16 protein-coding genes are annotated in these 17,168 nt (G+C 44.2%); 3 read left to right on the top strand and 13 right to left on the bottom strand.

The features are described 5' to 3' along the window. Positions 1–48 precede the first annotated feature (48 nt). On the top strand, positions 49–1,728 hold the full coding sequence (locus N646_RS06105) for a mechanosensitive ion channel family protein (RefSeq protein ID WP_005380681.1): 1,680 nt from the start codon (positions 49–51) through the stop codon (positions 1,726–1,728). A 69-nt stretch (positions 1,729–1,797) separates the two neighbouring features. Here the strand turns inward: N646_RS06105 and N646_RS06100 are convergent, their stop codons facing one another. The 10 genes from N646_RS06100 to gap form a co-directional block, all read right to left on the bottom strand. Next, positions 1,798–2,082: a putative quinol monooxygenase gene (locus N646_RS06100; protein WP_005384942.1), complete on the bottom strand. Its 285-nt coding sequence runs from the start codon at positions 2,080–2,082 to the stop codon at positions 1,798–1,800. Between the two features lie 17 nt (positions 2,083–2,099). Further along, positions 2,100–2,495 carry a VOC family protein gene (locus tag N646_RS06095; RefSeq protein ID WP_005380685.1) on the bottom strand — a complete coding sequence of 132 codons (396 nt, stop codon included), beginning with the start codon at positions 2,493–2,495 and terminating at the stop codon, positions 2,100–2,102. 140 nt (positions 2,496–2,635) lie between these two features. Continuing rightward, the gene (locus N646_RS06090; protein ID WP_005384938.1) at positions 2,636–2,935 is read right to left on the bottom strand and encodes a ribbon-helix-helix domain-containing protein; all 300 of its coding nucleotides are present in this window, start codon (positions 2,933–2,935) and stop codon (positions 2,636–2,638) included. Positions 2,936–3,071: 136 nt separating this feature from the next. Beyond that, positions 3,072–4,649 (bottom strand): alkaline phosphatase, encoded by a 1,578-nt coding sequence (locus N646_RS06085; RefSeq protein ID WP_017820791.1) that lies wholly within the window; start codon positions 4,647–4,649, stop codon positions 3,072–3,074. Positions 4,650–5,047: 398 nt separating this feature from the next. Beyond that, complete coding sequence (locus N646_RS06080) at positions 5,048–5,407, bottom strand: hypothetical protein (RefSeq protein ID WP_005380688.1); 360 nt, start codon at positions 5,405–5,407, stop codon at positions 5,048–5,050. A 251-nt stretch (positions 5,408–5,658) separates the two neighbouring features. Beyond that, positions 5,659–6,609, bottom strand: coding sequence for a ChaN family lipoprotein (locus N646_RS06075; RefSeq protein WP_017820790.1), 951 nt, complete (start codon positions 6,607–6,609; stop codon positions 5,659–5,661). 97 nt (positions 6,610–6,706) lie between these two features. After that, a complete protein-coding gene (gene rlmA / locus N646_RS06070) occupies positions 6,707–7,534 on the bottom strand; it encodes a 23S rRNA (guanine(745)-N(1))-methyltransferase (protein WP_005380691.1) in 828 nt (275 codons plus the stop codon). A gap of 96 nt (positions 7,535–7,630) precedes the next feature. Further along, positions 7,631–9,667, bottom strand: coding sequence for a methyl-accepting chemotaxis protein (locus tag N646_RS06065; protein ID WP_017820789.1), 2,037 nt, complete (start codon positions 9,665–9,667; stop codon positions 7,631–7,633). A 199-nt stretch (positions 9,668–9,866) separates the two neighbouring features. Further along, entirely contained in the window at positions 9,867–10,751 is an 885-nt protein-coding gene (locus N646_RS06060) for a D-hexose-6-phosphate mutarotase (RefSeq protein ID WP_017820788.1), read from the bottom strand. A gap of 156 nt (positions 10,752–10,907) precedes the next feature. Further along, on the bottom strand, positions 10,908–11,903 hold the full coding sequence (gene gap / locus N646_RS06055) for a type I glyceraldehyde-3-phosphate dehydrogenase (RefSeq protein ID WP_005380697.1): 996 nt from the start codon (positions 11,901–11,903) through the stop codon (positions 10,908–10,910). A 337-nt stretch (positions 11,904–12,240) separates the two neighbouring features. Between gap and msrB the strand changes: the two genes are divergently transcribed. Then, positions 12,241–12,648 carry a peptide-methionine (R)-S-oxide reductase MsrB gene (gene msrB, locus N646_RS06050; RefSeq protein ID WP_005380698.1) on the top strand — a complete coding sequence of 136 codons (408 nt, stop codon included), beginning with the start codon at positions 12,241–12,243 and terminating at the stop codon, positions 12,646–12,648. A gap of 117 nt (positions 12,649–12,765) precedes the next feature. Here the strand turns inward: msrB and N646_RS06045 are convergent, their stop codons facing one another. Then, a complete protein-coding gene (locus N646_RS06045; protein WP_017821139.1) occupies positions 12,766–13,587 on the bottom strand; it encodes a DUF2989 domain-containing protein in 822 nt (273 codons plus the stop codon). 101 nt (positions 13,588–13,688) lie between these two features. Here N646_RS06045 and N646_RS06040 point away from each other — a divergent pair, with 101 nt between their 5' ends. Then, the gene (locus N646_RS06040; protein ID WP_005380700.1) at positions 13,689–13,973 is read left to right on the top strand and encodes a YeaC family protein; all 285 of its coding nucleotides are present in this window, start codon (positions 13,689–13,691) and stop codon (positions 13,971–13,973) included. Between the two features lie 95 nt (positions 13,974–14,068). Here the strand turns inward: N646_RS06040 and ansA are convergent, their stop codons facing one another. After that, the gene (gene ansA / locus N646_RS06035; RefSeq protein WP_017635822.1) at positions 14,069–15,082 is read right to left on the bottom strand and encodes an asparaginase; all 1,014 of its coding nucleotides are present in this window, start codon (positions 15,080–15,082) and stop codon (positions 14,069–14,071) included. A gap of 164 nt (positions 15,083–15,246) precedes the next feature. Then, complete coding sequence (gene sppA / locus N646_RS06030; protein ID WP_017821140.1) at positions 15,247–17,097, bottom strand: signal peptide peptidase SppA; 1,851 nt, start codon at positions 17,095–17,097, stop codon at positions 15,247–15,249. Positions 17,098–17,168: the final 71 nt, after the last annotated feature.

Below are 17,168 nucleotides of genomic sequence, written 5' to 3'. Positions count from 1 at the left end.
CTTCTATTCCTGATTGTTTTGATCAGGATTGTTCCCTATGAGGTAAACATGACGTTTCATTTCCCCCAGAAACTGCGCCTGACATCTTGGGTGACATTATTCGCACTTGCCGTCATTATGTTCTCCCCAATGGCTGTTCATGCGACTGCTACTGACGATATCCAAGAGCCTTCTGCTGCCGAAATCTCGATTGACAACTTGAACCGAGAGATTGTGGATTTATCCCAAAGCCTCTCGCAAGCGAGTGGCGACGAGCGTGATGCCCTTCAACTGCAACTATTCCAAAAGAATGAAGAATTAAGAAGCCAGTTAGCGTCAGCGATTGAACGTGAAACTATCTCTCGCGACAAGCTGATCTTGCTAGTTAAAAAACAAGAACAATACTCTGAGGATGCGACGAACTATCTATCGGAAAAAATAAAGAAAGTCGTCGAGGATTTAAATAAGGCTAAGGATGAAGAGAAGCTTGCTCTTGTTAATGATTATCGAGAGCTACAGCGTTATCTTGATGTTAGCTTCGATTCGAGCTGGCAAAATCTCGCTTGGTTGAAGGAGCTAGGGGCCCAAAACGAGCGCGCAGAAGCGGAACTAAAAGATAAAATTGATAAACGTATGCGCTTACTGTCTGCTTCAATTGAGTACTTGAGTCAGCAAAGTGAGATCATTGGCTCCCAACTTTCGTCTAGCCCAGAGTCGGAAAAAGCGTCGTTGCAACTTAGTCAGCTCATTACTAAACAAAGGCTAAATATTGCGACAGAAAGCTTACGCAACCTGATTTCAATTGGTGATAAAGTCGGTTTAGAAACGTCTGAATACAAACGCCAAATTTTTGAAGTGACGGGTAATATCACCCATGATTTACTGAATACCAAAGTTGTGTGGTCAATACTGAGTCACTGGTCCAACTCGGCACTGGATTGGTTTGCCGAGAATGCACCGCAGCATATCTTCCAGTTGTTTGTTTTTGCGCTGATTTTATTGATCGCTCGCGGACTGGCTAAGTTAACTCGCAAAGTCGTCCGTAAAGCAGTTGCATCGAAAAACTTAAAACTTTCCCACTTGATGCAGGACTTCTTTATCTCGATGTCCGGCAAATTCGTGTGGGTGATCGGTATCATGGTGGGCTTATCTCAGCTTGGTTTGAACCTAGCGCCAATCCTAACCGGTTTCGGTATTGCTGGTGTGATTATTGGTTTCGCGTTGCAAGACACGTTATCCAACTTCGCGGCGGGTATGATGCTGCTTATTTATCGCCCATTTGATGTTGGTGATTTTGTGTATGCTGGCGGTGTGGATGGCAAGGTAAGCCATATGAGTTTGGTGAACACCACAATCCGTACGTTTGATAACCAAATTATTATTGTTCCTAACAGCAAAATCTGGGGAGATGTTATTAAGAACGTCACGCATGAACGCATTCGCCGCGTGGATATGGTGTTTGGCATTGGCTATGCGGATGACCTCTTAAAAGCGGAGTCAGTATTGTCTGATATCATTACCTCTCACCCTTCGGTACTTCGCACTCCAGAGCCAATGATCAAAGTTCATACATTAAATACGTCTTCTGTAGATTTTATTGTGCGTCCTTGGGTAAAAACGGATGATTACTGGGATGTATACTGGGATGTGACAAAAGAGGTGAAACTACGCTTCGACCGAGAAGGTATTTCGATTCCTTTCCCACAACAAGATGTGCATTTGCATATGGTGGAGAAGCAAGACGCCTAATCACAGGTCCCAACAAGTGAAAGGCACTCTAGGTAGAGTGCCCTTTTTGATCTTCGGTTAGCGCCATAGTTACAGTTCGTTAAAGAACACCAGTTTCGGCTCGCATTCTAACAAGTTGTCGATCTGGCTAATCAAAAGAGCAAAGTGTTCTGTTTTACCATGAAGCTCAAATGCTTGTTGGTTTTTAAATTGCTCCTGAAAAACGAAGTGGCATGTATTGTCTTTATCTTGGAACAATTGATAACGAACGCAACCTTCTTCATTGCGAGTAGGTTCAAGCGCTCGGGTAAGTACCTCTTTCAACTCTTGTTCTTTTCCCGGTTGTGCATGAAAGGTAGCCGTCAAGTGAATCATAATGTTTACTCTTTTTGTTATAGGTAACGCCCTTGGCGTTGCAGGAACTCAATTTTGTAACCATCAGGGTCGGTTACAAAAAAGAACGTTGCTAAATGCTTTTGTTGATGGTCAAAGGCTTTGATGTCACCAGTTTCAATGCCGAGAGATTTAATGCGTTTGTGGGCTTGTTCAATGTCCTCCACGCTGACGGCAAGGTGGCCGTAACCTGAGCCGTGAGTGTAGGGCTCACTTTGGTCGTGATTGTGCGTCAGTTCCAATTCAAAGCCAGTTTCTTGGTTGGCTAGATAGGTTAGAGAAAAGCCATCAAAGATGTATTGATCAGCGACTTCTAGTTCAAGTACGTCACAGTAAAATTGTAGAGAGCGGTCCAGATCACTTACTCGGATCATGGTGTGAATCATTTTTGTCATAGGTACTCCTTGATAGTCCGCACAGGTTAGCGATTTCAAAAGGAGTCTGGGTAGTACTCTAGTACGACAAATTAGAAGATGCTCAAGGGTTTATAATACGGATGCATAGCCTAGGATGGTTATTGGTCGGTTGGTTGCTATTAACTGTTAAGTTGCGCAAGTGCTTGACGAGTGGTCTCTTGAGGTTGGCGGGCGTAAGTGAGGCAAGCGCATCGAAGTAAGGAGGCAAAGTTGTTCACTTCACCATTGTATTCGAGTGCTTCTTGATAAACAGTGCTTATGAATTTAGGAACCGTCATGTTTTGAGCACTAGCGATTTCCTCAAGAATTGTCCAAAAGCTCGCTTCAAGTTTTACACTGGTCGCGTGACCATCAATACGGATAGAGCGGGTGATGAACTGATAGTTGTCTTGGGGTTGCTTAGCAAAGATTTCGCACATTTTCTTTATTCATATAATGAAAGACCCATAATTATTGTGGTGTACGATTTAAAACGTCAACTGTTTTCATGCATAAAAAAACGCTCCCTTGCGAGAGCGTTGAAACATCACGAGTTGTGAAGTAAGTGCAAGTTGATTATTTAATTTGTTGCTTCAAGTACTCGCCTAGTTGCGAGTGGTGCATGATTTTTGATACTGGAAGGATAGTTTCTGCAGGTCCCCAAGCAAATACGTTGACAGGAGTATGCGTATGAGTACCCGTCCCCCATACTGTGTTTTGCTTTGTTGCATGCTCACGCGCTAGCAAGTTGCCACGGTCGTTGTAAGGAAAGAAAGCATCAAAGTCATTGATTGCCGGTACGTTCTCTTCGCTTAAGTATTTGTGTCCAGCGAGTCGGTATGGATTTGGTTTACTTGCTAATACGCGTTCTGCTTGCTCAGGCGTAATCGAAAAATCGCTATTTGCGTTCACGACTTCCGCAAACTTCTCTGGAGTTTGCTCTTTCTTATCAAGCGCTTGGAACTCACTGATCATGCCGTAGTAACTTTTCTTTTGGTTGTATAAACCATCGAGGATCTCGAACTGACCAAAGTTGAAGTTTGGCGCGTAATCCTGATTTTTGAATGCTTCGCCGTCGCGTTTTTGTGGTTTAGGCAAGTTTGCTGATGAGTAGCTAAAGCCAAAAGAGCCGGTTTCGTGGTCAGCAGTAACAATGATCAGGGTGTCATCACGGCCTTTTGCCCACTCATAAACTGAGTTTACCGCTTCATCGAATTTAAGCATTTCATGCAGCATCGTACCTGCATCGTTACTGTGGCCAGCCCAGTCAATTTGGCCGCCTTCAACCATCAAGAAAAAACCGTCTTTGTCTTTTGAAAGAATGTCGATTGCTTTGGTGGTCATTTCTTTCAGCGATGGCTGCGTGCGTTTTGGATCGTTTTTGCTTTGACTGTAGGCAATACCATCGTTCATGCCCGAGTAAGCAAAAAGTCCAAGTAATTTGTCACCTTTAGCTTGTGTGAGCATATCGCGGCTGAAAGCCAGGTTGTAACCTTGGTCTTGCGCCTCAGTAAGCAAGTTGCGCTCATCTTTACGTTTCGACTTTAGGTAGACATTACCTTCAGTGAGCTTTTCAAGTTGCTCGTATGTCTCTCCCTTGTCGTTTGTCGACTTTGGAATCCAATGACGAAGTCCCCCAGACATCATCACGTCTACGCCTGTTTCGAGCATATCCGCCGCAATACTGTTTTCTAGGGAGCGATGTGGTTGATGAGCGGCAAATGCTGCTGGCGTTGCGTGGGTCATACGCGTATCAGAGACGAGCCCTGTTGCTTTACCTTTACTTTTGGCTTTTTCCAAAATAGTTTCGACATGGTTGCCTTGGCTATCAATGCCAATGACTTCAGAAGCGGTAGGGATTCCTGTCGCTAGCATCGTAGCTGAGCACGCAGAGTCGACGACAATTGCGTCTTCTGGATTGGTCAGTGATGATCCAATCACACCTTCTTGAGCGAGTTTGTATAACGCTGTGCTTTCGCCTTTGTAAACCGAGTTAGGTGCGTGTTTTGCGTAGGTCTCGAGTAAACCAACTTGTTGAGGACCCATGCCGTCGCCGATCATCAAAATGACGTTTTTGATTTCAGCTGAGAGTGCGTTGAAAGAGAGGGTAGATGCAGCCACTGCCGTAACGATTGGAGATACTAAGCGCTTCATTATATTTTCCTTGTTTATTGAAAGCGCAGGCATTAAAGCAATGATTTATGAAGGTTTTGTGTCGGTAATAAAAGTTTAACCAAATTGTCGTTTTTGTTTGGTTTTGCAGAAAAAATGAGTCGCTCTGTAACGTTCGTTAGTTTGGAAAGAAGAAAGCCCACAAACGTGGGCTTGGATTACGCTTAGGAGTTGAAAGCATGGACTAAAGTTATCCATTCAGTGCCTTCACAAGAAACCTAGTTTAGGGAGCAATAAACGAGCATGTATTATCGGGCCACAAGAGCGGTCGAATTCACTTACGTTTGCATCATATCGTTCTTTGGCCTATTAAATTATGGGCTGCAGTAAGTGTTTGGTTCAAATAGGATTTGTTGTCGTGACGATTATCAGACTGGTTATCAGACTAATGCCAGTATGATGCCACCAACGGTAAGTGCCGCAGAAAGGTATTGACCCGCAGAATATGAGCCATCCTCTTCTTTCTCGATTTTATCGGGGTGATCCATGCCAAGCGCACCATGCGTGAAAGATTCGACCTTTTCACCAACAGATTTATCTTCTGCTTCTATTTTCTTGCTGTCGTGCTCGATTTGTTGCAGAGCGGCAAGTAGCGCTTTGCCTTCGGTCGAAAGCGTCACCTTATTGTGTTCGACTTTCAGCGGCGAAGCACTAGTTTCTTCTTGTGCAATACTTGCTTGTTTAGAGGCGACAGATTGTTTGGCATAGCTATTAACAGAAGTGCTTCCTACTGGATTCATCGAATACTCCTTGGAACATCGACACTCGGTCACTGAGTGCGGGTAAAAAGCAGTTATATTTTTATCGGCGGCAAAGTTTATTTCTGAAGCTATTTGGATAAAAACAGGTCTGCTTTTGCCGCTTCTAGTTTCTATTGGTGATCATTAGCAAAAAATAGACCAGCAGGAAGCAGACCCTTGTCACTCGATGAACTCGGAGCGGTGTGATGATGCAACGCAACGGCAAGGTAGTAACTTAAATTGAAGAGCAGCTACTTACATTGAAGATCGTTATTGCGTTTAGTTAGATGTTGATATGCCGCCATGCGGTGAGCATCTTGTACATACCGTACTGGTGGTGCGAGAACCTCTAACTGATAGTCAGTATTATCAGAAAGCACGTTATCTGTTGGGCTAATTACAACCACTTTTAAGCTCGGGTTGCGGCTTAAGATTGATGCTGCCGTACCCAACCCTTGCTCGGTGTGAAACTTGCCTGCAACATGGACAACCTGAGCGCCTGGGTTGTCGTCTAGGTAGCTAACGATAGATTCCGCCATAGTTTCATCCCAAGTAACTTGAGCTGCAAACTGTTTTTCCGTCTGCTCTGGCTTACCGTGATGCATGGATGCCATGAACTTTTCTTTGTACGGACTACTACCAGTGTTGATGGCTTGTGCAATGAACATCCGCTGATCATCATCGAGCTTGTTAATGTAATCTAGCCCTTGTCGACCAATGCATCGGACAATGCTCTTTGGTGCATTTGCTGCAATGACCGGGAGATTTTTCTGCTTAGCAAACTCCACGAGAGGGCGATAGTCGCTTTCATAATTGGGCCAAGCGTTGGCTTGTTTCATTAAGTACTGTTCGCCGATCTCCCCACGTAGGTAAGCGTCAACAACAGGTTGTTTGTCGCGGGTAAATTGTTCCATAGATAACGCGAGTGAGCGGTCGTAGGACGTAAGTTGTTTGAGCATATCGGTTTGAAAGCGATGAACGCCGGCGTGTGTGTGCCATTCACCAATAAGAATGACATCTGCTTGTTGCAGCTCAATTGGCAGTTTGCTTAGAGCGATGTGCTCGCCAGAAGGGGTGTATAGTTGGTAGTCGTAAAAACTAGTGACTTCCGCTGAGGTTGCGTGAGAGTCGGTGTGCGTATATGAAGAGCAACCAGTAAGTAAGCCTGCAAAGAGCAAGCTCAAAGTAGTAGAAAAGCGCATTGAAAAGCCTCCAAAAATGTCCGGATGATATTAATGGAGGCTGAGCAATGAATCAATATAAATGATAACTATTTGCGTTTGTTGTTTTTTTGACTTATTAATTGAGTGTTTTTTTGCGATATACACGCAACATAAAATCAGCCTCACATTGGAAAAGTGTAGCGGATTTCAACTCTTCACGAAGAGCATCGGTTGCTTTCCATGCGAATGGCGTCATTTGCAATAAATCGATTGCGGCTCCGTTTTTCAAGTCCATAACATAGTTAAGATGCTGCTGGTGCTCTAATTCAAACCCTTCAATATGTTCTGGTTCTTCATTGTGAAGACGAACTTCTTGATAAATGCGCTCACGCAGTTGGTATAAGTGGCGGCTAGCAGGAGTAACCGTGACAACAACGCCGTCGTTTTTTACAACGCGCTGCAGCTCCTCAGCTTTACACGGGGCATAAATGCGCAAAATGGCATCTAAGGATTCATTTGCGAAGGGAAGTCGGTGACTAGAAGCCACACTAAAGTTGCAGTGCGTGTAACGCTTCGCCGCGTAACGAATGGCAACTTTGGAAATGTCTAAGCCATAAATCGTGGCATGGTTCGCTTGTGTTTCTATCGTCTTTTGTACTTGATCTGTGTAGTAACCTTCACCACAACCAATATCTAATAATTGATGGGTGCTCCCCTCAGTGTATGTTGCACACAGCTGCGCCACTTCTTGGCGCATTGGGTTGTAGTAATCTCCTTCAAGGAATCGACGACGAGCTTGCATCATCTCTTTGTTGTCACCAGGATCTTTAGAACGTTTGTGGTGCGCTGGCATCAAGTTAACGTAGCCTTCTTTTGCTAAGTCAAACTGATGATTGTTTTCGCACTTAAACGTTTTTTCATTTAACGCTAGAGCTTGGTGGCATAGAGGGCATTGATAGTTCATGACGATCTCGAACAGAAAGTAGGGCGGCAAATTCTATCAAAAAGCATGGTCTCAAGTGAAACAAAAAGAGCCGACTGGGTCGGCTCTTATTAAGTATTAGTGGAAGAAGTCGACTTGCTCTTTCAAGTTTCGTGCTTGTTGTTGAAGTTCAATGGCACTTTGCGAGGTTTTTGCGCTCGTGTTGCGGCTTTCTCGGTTAAGTTCACTGATAGAGTGGGCATTTGCTGCAATTTCTTGTGAAACTTGAGCTTGTTCTTCTGAAGTCGCTGCAATGGCGTCGGCTTGAGAGGCTATCGACTGCACTTGTACTGCGATGGCTTCTAATGCTGTGCCCGCGTCTTGTGCTTTGTCCAAGACCTGGTTTGCACTGCGTTGGCTGTCTGTCATCATATTAACTGCATTATGAGTCGACCCTTTTAGTTTCTCGATAATTTCCACGACATCTTGAACTGAGCTTTGGGTTCGGTGCGCAAGTGTGCGCACTTCATCTGCTACAACAGCGAAGCCACGGCCTTGCTCACCTGCTCGTGCTGCTTCAATGGCGGCATTCAAGGCAAGTAAATTGGTTTGCTCAGCAATTTCATCAATCATTTTAGTGACGGTTTGAATACTCTCGCTATCGCGATTTACTTGCTCGATAGCCGTTGCTGATTGATCCAATTGATCGTTAAGTTGAGCAACGTCGATACATACGCCTTCAACAATCGCGAGACCAGACTGACTATCAGTATTTGCTGAGCGTACGTTTTCCGCAATGCTTTCGACTTGTTGTGCGACAGATTGAGCGGAAGAGGCCATTTCTTCAATCGCTGTCACAACTTGCTCGACTTCTTGTTGTTGTCGGTCGGCTTGGGTCAAATTGCTATGTGCATCGTTGGCAACGCTGGTGGAGTTGCTCTCCACTAAGTCGCTTGTTGAACGGATCTTACCAACAAGTTCATTGAGCTGACTTGCCATACTGGCGACACCCGAGCTCAGGTTCGTAATTTCATTCTTTGATGCTTTACGAGACGCTGGAATGTTCAAGCTGACTTCGCCGCCCGCTAAGCGAGTCATGTATGAGTTTAGAGTCGTGAGAGGTTGTAAGCTGCGATTCAAGAAAAGTGTCAGTACAACAAAAGTAATGATTGCCGCTACCGAAGAAATGATGGCAATGAGTGTGAGAAGCGTGTCGCTACCTTTTGTAACTTCTTTGATAAACGTACCGCCTAGCAGTTTCCAATTCCAACCTGGAACCTCTGTGTAGACAAGATACTTTTCGCCTACGTTACCTTGGTACTCGAAAGGGTAGCGAATTAATCCACTAGATTGTTCGAAAATCTGACCAAAAGGCTTGTGACCATTGTAGTCGGCGACTTCTAGTATTGACGAATCTGAGCCGCTTTTTGCTGGATGAAGTAGGTATTTACCAAGATTGTTGTCGTCGTTATCAACGATAATGGTGTAACCAGTGTCGCCCCATTTTATCTCTTCGAGTGCATCGAACAAGGCTTGTGTCGCTTGGTCTACTGGTAAGCCAATAAACGATAGGCCTGCTACCTTTCCTGTCGCATCTTTGATTGGGGCATAGTAGGTAATGTAGCGCTCGCCATACAATTTAATTTGAGCGTAATACGGTTGTCCTGCTTTAAGTTGCTGATAACCAGGATGGTTGATGCCTAGCGTGGTTCCGACCGCTCGTTGACCTTGTGGATCTTTTAGGGAGGTGGACACCCGAATAAAGTCGTCACCCAATGGTGCGAATAGCGTTGCTATAGCGCCGGTATCACGTGTGAAACTGTCGACCAACTTGGTGTCATTAATTAAGCTTTCACTGTATTGAGTGATGTTTGGTACTTCATGTCCCATGAAGTCAACCGTGTAATTTTCGACATAGACACCGGCAAGGTAGCCATTGCGAAAAGTAGATTCGAGGACTTTAGCGGTGTGCAGGTAAGCATCGAATTGGCCAGCAATGGTTTTTGCCATTGATTCTACTTTAGATTGGTGTTCTTTCAGTGTGCTTTCCAATAGAACATCGGAAGCGTTGCGGTAAACAAGCGCTGCAATACTGCTGAAAGCAATGAATAGACACAAAGTGATCACCAGTTTCAACTGGAATCCGACACTTTGATTTCGGTATCTCTCTAACATAGACTAATTCCTGATATTTTTATTATTTATGAGTTTTGTATCGGTATGCTATCGGTTTATATGATCAATTTTTTTGATATTTATTAATGAAACCGTCAAAAGTGACCAGTAACCAATAAGTTAGTAAAGATAGGACCATCTAAGCAGAGCTTTTATTACAAAAAAAAGCCGGGTATCCCCGGCCTTTATATGGTGATTCTTACTGCGCTGAAATGACAGTGACAAGTTCATGTGTCTCACCTGGTTGGAGCGTTTGACCTTGCTCAATACTTGGTGCATGAACAGCAGACTCTACACACAACATGGTTTGATAACCATCGTCAGCCATGTCACCCATGCTTTGCGCACCTTCTGCCCAAGGGTTCCATAATACTGCTGAGTTGTGGCCTTGGTTGTGTACGCTTAGCGTACGATCCAATACCGGGTCTTTTACCAAAATTTTCGCTTCTGGTTGCGTGTAAACGCGATCAATCGTGTCAGTTAGTTGTAGAACATTACCACCTTGGCATACCGCATCAGCTTTCAAGCTATCAATGTACTCGGCACCCATGCCTGTCGTTTGTGCTTGCTTAATGTCTCCAACGTTTAGGTAAGTATGTAATGCGCCAGAGAAGGTCCAAGCCTCGTCATCAATGTTCATGACTTTGAGCGTCACTTTTAGCTCATCGCCCACTTCAATCACCAAACGAGCGTCAAACATATGGGGCCAAATATCGTGGATTTCTTCTGTCGGGAACAGAGCAAGTTCAACAATCACACCGTTATGGTTCTCACGATGTTCAACCAACTCCCATTCTGCGGTGCGGGCAAAGCCGTGAGCTGGAGCAGCGATACGCCCAAACCAAGGCCAACAAACCGGAATACCACCGCGAAGAGCAGCTTTACCATCGAAGACAGCTTTTTCGCTCATCCAGATCAGATCTTCTTGACCTTTAGGCGTGAACGACACGACATGACCACCGTGTAGCGAGATGCCTGCCGTTGCTTTGTCATGAATCACGCGGACGATTTTTATCTGATCAACTTCAACGATAGTGACGTTATCAGATAGCACCGTTAGGGCTGGGAGAGTTTTTAAATCCATGTGTAGTTTCCTATCGCTGGGGGAGAGCTTTTAGACGCGCTTCGCACATTAAATGCAACATCGAGCCTGCATTCTCTCAAATTCCAGATACAAAAAAGGCGACTCTAGAGCCGCCTTTTCTTTAACGAAGTTATTCGCTAATTGCTAACTTTCTAATTACTTAGAGATGTGAGCGATTAGGTCTAGAACTTTGTTTGAGTAACCGATTTCGTTGTCGTACCAAGATACAACTTTAACGAATTTGTCAGTTAGCGCGATACCAGCTTTAGCATCGAATACTGAAGTGCAAACTTCGCCGATGAAGTCTTGAGATACAACTGCATCTTCAGTGTAGCCTAGAACGCCTTTTAGTTCGCCTTCAGAAGCTTCTTTCATCGCTTTACAGATGTCTTCGTAAGAAGCACCGTTAACTAGGTTAACAGTTAGGTCAACTACAGAAACGTTAGCAGTTGGTACGCGGAAAGCCATACCAGTTAGTTTGCCGTTTACTTCTGGAAGTACAACGCCTACAGCTTTAGCAGCACCAGTTGAAGATGGGATGATGTTTTGAGAAGCACCACGACCACCGCGCCAGTCTTTAGCAGAAGGACCATCTACAGTTTTTTGAGTTGCTGTAGTTGCGTGAACTGTAGTCATAAGACCAGATTCGATACCGAACTTGTCGTTAAGAACTTTAGCGATAGGCGCTAGACAGTTAGTAGTACAAGAAGCGTTAGAAACGATGTCTTGACCAGCGTAAGTGTCGAAGTTTACGCCGTTAACGAACATTGGAGTAGCGTCTTTAGAAGGACCAGTTAGTACAACTTTTTTCGCGCCAGCAGTGATGTGCTTACGTGCAGTCTCGTCAGTTAGGAAAAGACCAGTTGCTTCAGCTACAACGTCAACACCGATTTCGTCCCATTTTAGGTCTTCAGGGTTGCGCTCTGCAGTAACACGTACAGTTTTACCGTTAACGATTAGGTTACCGCCTTCAACTTCAACAGTACCGTTGAAACGGCCGTGAGTTGAGTCATACTTAAGCATGTATGCCATGTAATCTACATCGATAAGGTCGTTAATACCTACTACTTCGATGTCGTTGCGCTCTTGCGCTGCACGGAATACGAAACGACCGATACGGCCAAAACCGTTAATACCTACTTTGATAGTCATTATAGTTGCTCCACAACTTAATTTCTGATTAAAGATAACTGGTAGTAAAATTACAGAATCCAGTAAACATCTGCAAGTGATAATCGGACTTAACTTGTTTAAAGTCAAAAAAAAGCGACGCTTTTTTTAACAATTCTTTGCAAATGTACGTTTTTTAAACTTTTAACTGATTCTTCTGTAGCCCAGTTGGCGTAATATAACTGGTGAGATAAGTGCTCTTATCAAATTAATTACGCATGGTGTCCTGGTGAGAAAGTATGTGCTACAACTGTTAAGAGAAGCAAGTTTTTTGCTAAAAAAGTCAATACCAAGAACAGTAAATAAGGAGCCGAAAGTCGTGGAACAAAGCGGGAAAAAAGTGACGAAGTCAGATGAACAGTGGCGTGAGCAACTGTCTGATGAAGAGTTCCGTGTTTGCCGAGAGCAAGGTACAGAACCTCCTTTCAGCGGTAAGCTACTGCATAATAAGGAAACTGGTGTTTATGCTTGTACTTGTTGTAATGCCCCTCTCTTTGTCTCTGATAACAAGTATGACTCTGGCTGCGGATGGCCAAGTTTTGATGCGCCTATCAACGATCAAGCGGTGCGCTATTTAGAAGATCTAAGTCACGGAATGGTACGTACAGAGATTCGTTGTGCAACGTGTGATAGCCATCTAGGGCACGTTTTTGAAGATGGCCCACAGACCACAGGAGAGCGTTTTTGTGTTAATTCTGTGTCGTTAATTTTCAACAAATCAGAATAATAACGACAAAATTGTGCTCGAGATTGTTTTATCCTTTCAGGATGATTCATGCTCAACGGTGATCTGAGTGTCGCTCGACTTAAATAAAAACTCCCGCTCATTGCGGGAGTTTTTCGTTTATATCTCACTGGGTATCATTGCTGGGGAATAGATACCTTTCTCTATGGCTTTCGCCACCGATTCGGCTAATTCATCCAACTGCTTATATCGCTCTGGATGACTGAAATTGAACATACGTTGGAGCTGCTTTTCATCAGCAAGCGGTACGTCGAATCTCTTCGCGACCATTGCCCATAGATACGCTTGCTCTTTGTCTCCAAGCCCTTGATGAATACTTGCCATTGACTTGAGAATGACCGGATTGATGTTGTCTTCATCAGATAAAGACAACGCGTTATTAAGAAGCTCCAGGGTTTTCTTGGTATCTCGGTTGGTATAAAAAGTGGCTAATGCATATTGCATCTCAGCATTATTTAATTGGGGAGACCCTTCCATTTGTAAAAATGCGCGCCGAGCTTGAGTATCTCCCGTTTGAGACCATAAGAAATACAAAGTAGCCGGGTCTTCTGAGCCTTTTAACTCGTTTACAATGCGCTCTAGCTCATCAATACTGTGTACCAATGCATTAAAGCGTTGTCTTTTGAGAGCACTTTGATCAATAGGGGTGATCTGGGAGGCGAGTTCTAAGCATTTCCTATATTCAGCGACCAGACCGTATTCGATGATTTGGTTGGCCTCTGATGGGTTTTTCAATTGCTCAAACCGATGCCAAACCAAATTTGTTCTTGGAATTCGACATTGGCCGTCATCCATATTGAGCTGCTCGCAACGCAGCTCTGGTGTTTTTTGGCACAACTCTTCGGTTGTCACGTTACCTTCAAAACAGCCCGATAGCGCAAAACATGCGAGGCTGAGAAGTAACCAGTTTGTTCTTTTCATGGCTTTGCTTGTGATCCGTTACACCAATTCATTTTCGTATTCTTGACTCAGTTTCTTAACCCGTTATGTTCTGTAAATAGAATGTAATAAGAAGGTACACTATGGACGCAGAACAACTATTACAAGCGATGACTCCAGAAGTTTATGATCGCTTAGTGTATGCAGTAGAAACGGGAAGATGGCCTGAGGGTACAACACTTTCTAAAGAGCAGCGAGATTCGTGTATGCAAGCTGTGATGTTGTATCAATCAAAACATAATACTGATGCGCAGCATATGACGGTTGCAGCCGGTGGTGAAATCAGTTTTAAATCAAAACAAGAGCTTAAAAAACAATTCAGCGGAGAAGAGAGCGATATTGTTCGTGTCAATCCGAACATTGATTAATCCTTACGCCTTATTTCTCAAAATTTTATTATTTTGATTTTGAAAGAAAAAAGCCCAAATTGTATTGGGCTTTTTAGATCGTAGAAAGCTTGAACTTACAGGCTCATTTCACCACGCAGTACTTGTTGCATTCTCTCTTTTACTTCTTCGTAAGAAAGGTTTTGGCTTAGAAGGTAGTGTAGTTTTGCCAGCGCCGCTTCGGGCGTCATGTCAAAGCCACTGATAACACCAGAGTCTGCGAGCGCACAACCTGTGGCATATCCGCCCATATTCACTTTACCTGCCAAACACTGAGTTAGGTTTACGACAATAACGCCGCGCTCAGAGGCTTCTTTCAGGTGACCAAGCAGCTCAGGGTTCTGAGGAGCATTACCGACACCAAAAGTCAGAAGAATCATCGCATTCACGGGCTGACGAAGCGTGTTGCGGATAACTTCGTGTGAAATACCAGGGTACATGGTGATCACACCGATTGGTTGTGGCGTGATGTTGTGAACCTTAAACTCACCTTCTGGTTGTGCACCAACGGTTACGCTGTTGCTAACTTGAATATTGATCCCAGCTTCCAATAGTGGAGGAAGGTTTGGTGAAGTAAAGGCATTAAAACCGTCTGCATGAGATTTTGTGCTGCGGTTACCACGCATCAATTGATTATTGAAGAACAAAGTTACTTCGTTGATCGGGTAGTTTGCCGCAATATGTAGCGCGTTTAATAGGTTTGCTTGGCCGTCAGAACGCAGCTCTGCGAGAGGGATTTGTGAACCCGTTACAATCACTGGCTTACCAAGGTTTTCAAGCATGAAAGACAATGCGGACGCTGTGTACGCCATGGTGTCAGTACCATGTAGGATAACGAAACCATCGTATTTGTCATAGTTGTCACGAATATCATTCGCAATCTGCTGCCAGTCAGCAGGTGTCATATCTGATGAGTCAATCAGAGGGTCGTATTCGTGGATGGTGTAATCCGGCATTTCAGGACGATGGAATTCTGGCATGCTTGCTAATTGCTTTTCCATAAAGCCAGCAACAGGCACATAGCCGTGGTCGGATTTTTGCATTCCGATGGTACCACCGGTGTAAGCGATGTAGATGTGTTTTCTAGTCATCGTTTTTTCTTTCGTGTAGGGGAACAGAGGCGGGGATTATATACCTAAATAACCTTGAGATGCGAGGCTATACGCACAGCATCAGAAAGTCATCTGAGGAGATGCAAAGCCTAATAAAAAGGGCACTTCAAGTAGAAGTGCCCTTTGTAATATTGATGGAAAAACTACTGCACTTGGCAGTTCAAACAAAATGCGTATTGACCTTTAGGATCGTTGAAGCTTTGGAGCAAGCTTGCGTCTTGTTCGAATTGTTGAGCTAGGGGTTGAAGACTTTTTGGTAGCAAGCTTGTTGCATCAATACCTAGAGAGACTTTCACCTGTTTCATAAACTCTTGTAGAAATAGTTCAGTAGGTGAAAGAGGCTCTTCTACCCAGTAAATGCCATAATCGGTCACGTTCGCTAGTTTCGCCGCTAGCTCTACAGCATCATCAAAGTCACCCATTTGATCGACAAGACCAAAGGATAGTGCATCTTGGCCAGTCCAAACTCGACCTTGAGCAACTTTGTCAACTTCCTCTAGAGACATATCGCGATTCTCGCCAACTAGAGAAATAAAGCGCTTGTAACCGTGTTCGATACCTAATTGGAACACTTGAGACGCGCCCTCAGAAAGGCCAGTGGTAATACCGTCACCTGAGAACGGCGATGTGCCAACGCCATCAGTGTTAATACCTAACTTGCTAAAGCCTTTTTCAAACGTGGTGATGACACTAAATATACCAATGGAGCCCGTCAGGGTTGTTGGCTGAGCAACGATTTTGTCTGCGCTCATTGAAATCCAATAACCACCAGAAGCAGCCAAACTCGACATGGATACAACAACCGGCTTACCTGCTTGCTTCAGAGCTTCTACTTCGTTACGAATCACTTCAGAAGCAAAGGCACTGCCTCCTGGACTATCTACTCGTAATACGACCGCTTTCACTTTTTCATCATTGCGTGCTTGACGCAGCAAGCTTGCGACTGTGTCACCACCAACAGTTCCGCGAGGTTGTTGACCGTCCATAATCGCGCCACTGGCTAGAACAACGGCGATGTCGTGCTGAGGTAGTGTGTAATCGGGACGAATCGTTGCAAGGTAGTCGTAGTAACCAATCGCGTTGTAGCTGTCTTTGCCGTCGCTACCAAACTGTTTTGCGAATAGAGTGCGAATGTCTTGGCGTGTCGCAAGTTCATCCACTAGCCCCAATTTGACTGCGAGCTGAGCAATATCGCCATTTACAGACTTCATCTCGTTAATCAGCTCATCCATGGTTGGATTAAGCACTTTCGCATCAATGTTTCGGTTTGTTGTTACGTCATCAACAAAAGCACTCCATAATTGAGTAACCCAACGTGTTGCTGACTCTTTCGCCGCATCGGACATGTCATCACGAATAAACGGTTCGATAGCGGATTTATAAGTACCTACGCGAAAAACATGAGTAGAAACGTCAAGCTTTTCAAGTAACGTTTTGTAGTACATTGAGTAAGCGCTGTAACCTTTAATCAATACACCACCATCAGGTGCCAGATAAACTTTATCGGCGTAACTTGCCAAGTAATATTGGCTTTGGTTGTAGAAATCACCTACGGCGTAAACGGGTTTGCCTGACGCTTTAAATTCGTTCAACGCTTTCGCGATGTAACGTAGTTTCGTGAGATTTGTTTCTGGCATGTCTCGCAGTGCTAGCACTAATCCAGATACTTTAGGATCGTCTTTCGCGTAGCGAATAGTATCAACGATATCGAAAAGGACGTTTTCTTTCGGTAACTCATTACCCAAAAGGGAACCAGCAAAAGAGTCCATTGGGTTTACATAACGTCTTTGTTCGACAATTGGGCCTGAAAGGTTCATCACCAATGCCGATTCTTTTTCGACGACAGGTTGACCGTCTCCGGTATAAGTAAAGGCAAAGTAGAAAACGGCAATCATCAGCAAGAAAATTAGGTTTGCCAGTGCGAGTCTGATGAAAGTGATACTTTTCCATATCCCTTTAAATATCAAACCAATAAATTTGAAGAGTTTTTTCATCTTGTCTCCATAACGAGATAGTTACGCCGAGTCTAACAAAGTATGGGTTCTTATCTCTAAGATCTCAAAAG

Source organism: Vibrio alginolyticus NBRC 15630 = ATCC 17749, assembly GCF_000354175.2.
Classification (GTDB): domain Bacteria; phylum Pseudomonadota; class Gammaproteobacteria; order Enterobacterales; family Vibrionaceae; genus Vibrio; species Vibrio alginolyticus.
Note: the sequence above shows the minus strand (reverse complement) of the source record. Positions and strands in the feature narration are given on the sequence as shown.

What these genes read in the sequence shown, in the direction of transcription:
- N646_RS06105 (WP_005380681.1), top strand. Translation starts at nt 49, where the DNA reads ATGACGTTTCATTTCCCCCAGAAACTGCGCCTGACATCTTGGGTGACA.
- N646_RS06100 (WP_005384942.1), bottom strand. Translation starts at nt 2,082, where the DNA reads ATGATTCACTTGACGGCTACCTTTCATGCACAACCGGGAAAAGAACAA.
- N646_RS06095 (WP_005380685.1), bottom strand. Translation starts at nt 2,495, where the DNA reads ATGACAAAAATGATTCACACCATGATCCGAGTAAGTGATCTGGACCGC.
- N646_RS06090 (WP_005384938.1), bottom strand. Translation starts at nt 2,935, where the DNA reads ATGTGCGAAATCTTTGCTAAGCAACCCCAAGACAACTATCAGTTCATC.
- N646_RS06085 (WP_017820791.1), bottom strand. Translation starts at nt 4,649, where the DNA reads ATGAAGCGCTTAGTATCTCCAATCGTTACGGCAGTGGCTGCATCTACC.
- N646_RS06080 (WP_005380688.1), bottom strand. Translation starts at nt 5,407, where the DNA reads ATGAATCCAGTAGGAAGCACTTCTGTTAATAGCTATGCCAAACAATCT.
- N646_RS06075 (WP_017820790.1), bottom strand. Translation starts at nt 6,609, where the DNA reads ATGCGCTTTTCTACTACTTTGAGCTTGCTCTTTGCAGGCTTACTTACT.
- rlmA (WP_005380691.1), bottom strand. Translation starts at nt 7,534, where the DNA reads ATGAACTATCAATGCCCTCTATGCCACCAAGCTCTAGCGTTAAATGAA.
- N646_RS06065 (WP_017820789.1), bottom strand. Translation starts at nt 9,667, where the DNA reads ATGTTAGAGAGATACCGAAATCAAAGTGTCGGATTCCAGTTGAAACTG.
- N646_RS06060 (WP_017820788.1), bottom strand. Translation starts at nt 10,751, where the DNA reads ATGGATTTAAAAACTCTCCCAGCCCTAACGGTGCTATCTGATAACGTC.
- gap (WP_005380697.1), bottom strand. Translation starts at nt 11,903, where the DNA reads ATGACTATCAAAGTAGGTATTAACGGTTTTGGCCGTATCGGTCGTTTC.
- N646_RS06045 (WP_017821139.1), bottom strand. Translation starts at nt 13,587, where the DNA reads ATGAAAAGAACAAACTGGTTACTTCTCAGCCTCGCATGTTTTGCGCTA.
- N646_RS06040 (WP_005380700.1), top strand. Translation starts at nt 13,689, where the DNA reads ATGGACGCAGAACAACTATTACAAGCGATGACTCCAGAAGTTTATGAT.
- ansA (WP_017635822.1), bottom strand. Translation starts at nt 15,082, where the DNA reads ATGACTAGAAAACACATCTACATCGCTTACACCGGTGGTACCATCGGA.
- sppA (WP_017821140.1), bottom strand. Translation starts at nt 17,097, where the DNA reads ATGAAAAAACTCTTCAAATTTATTGGTTTGATATTTAAAGGGATATGG.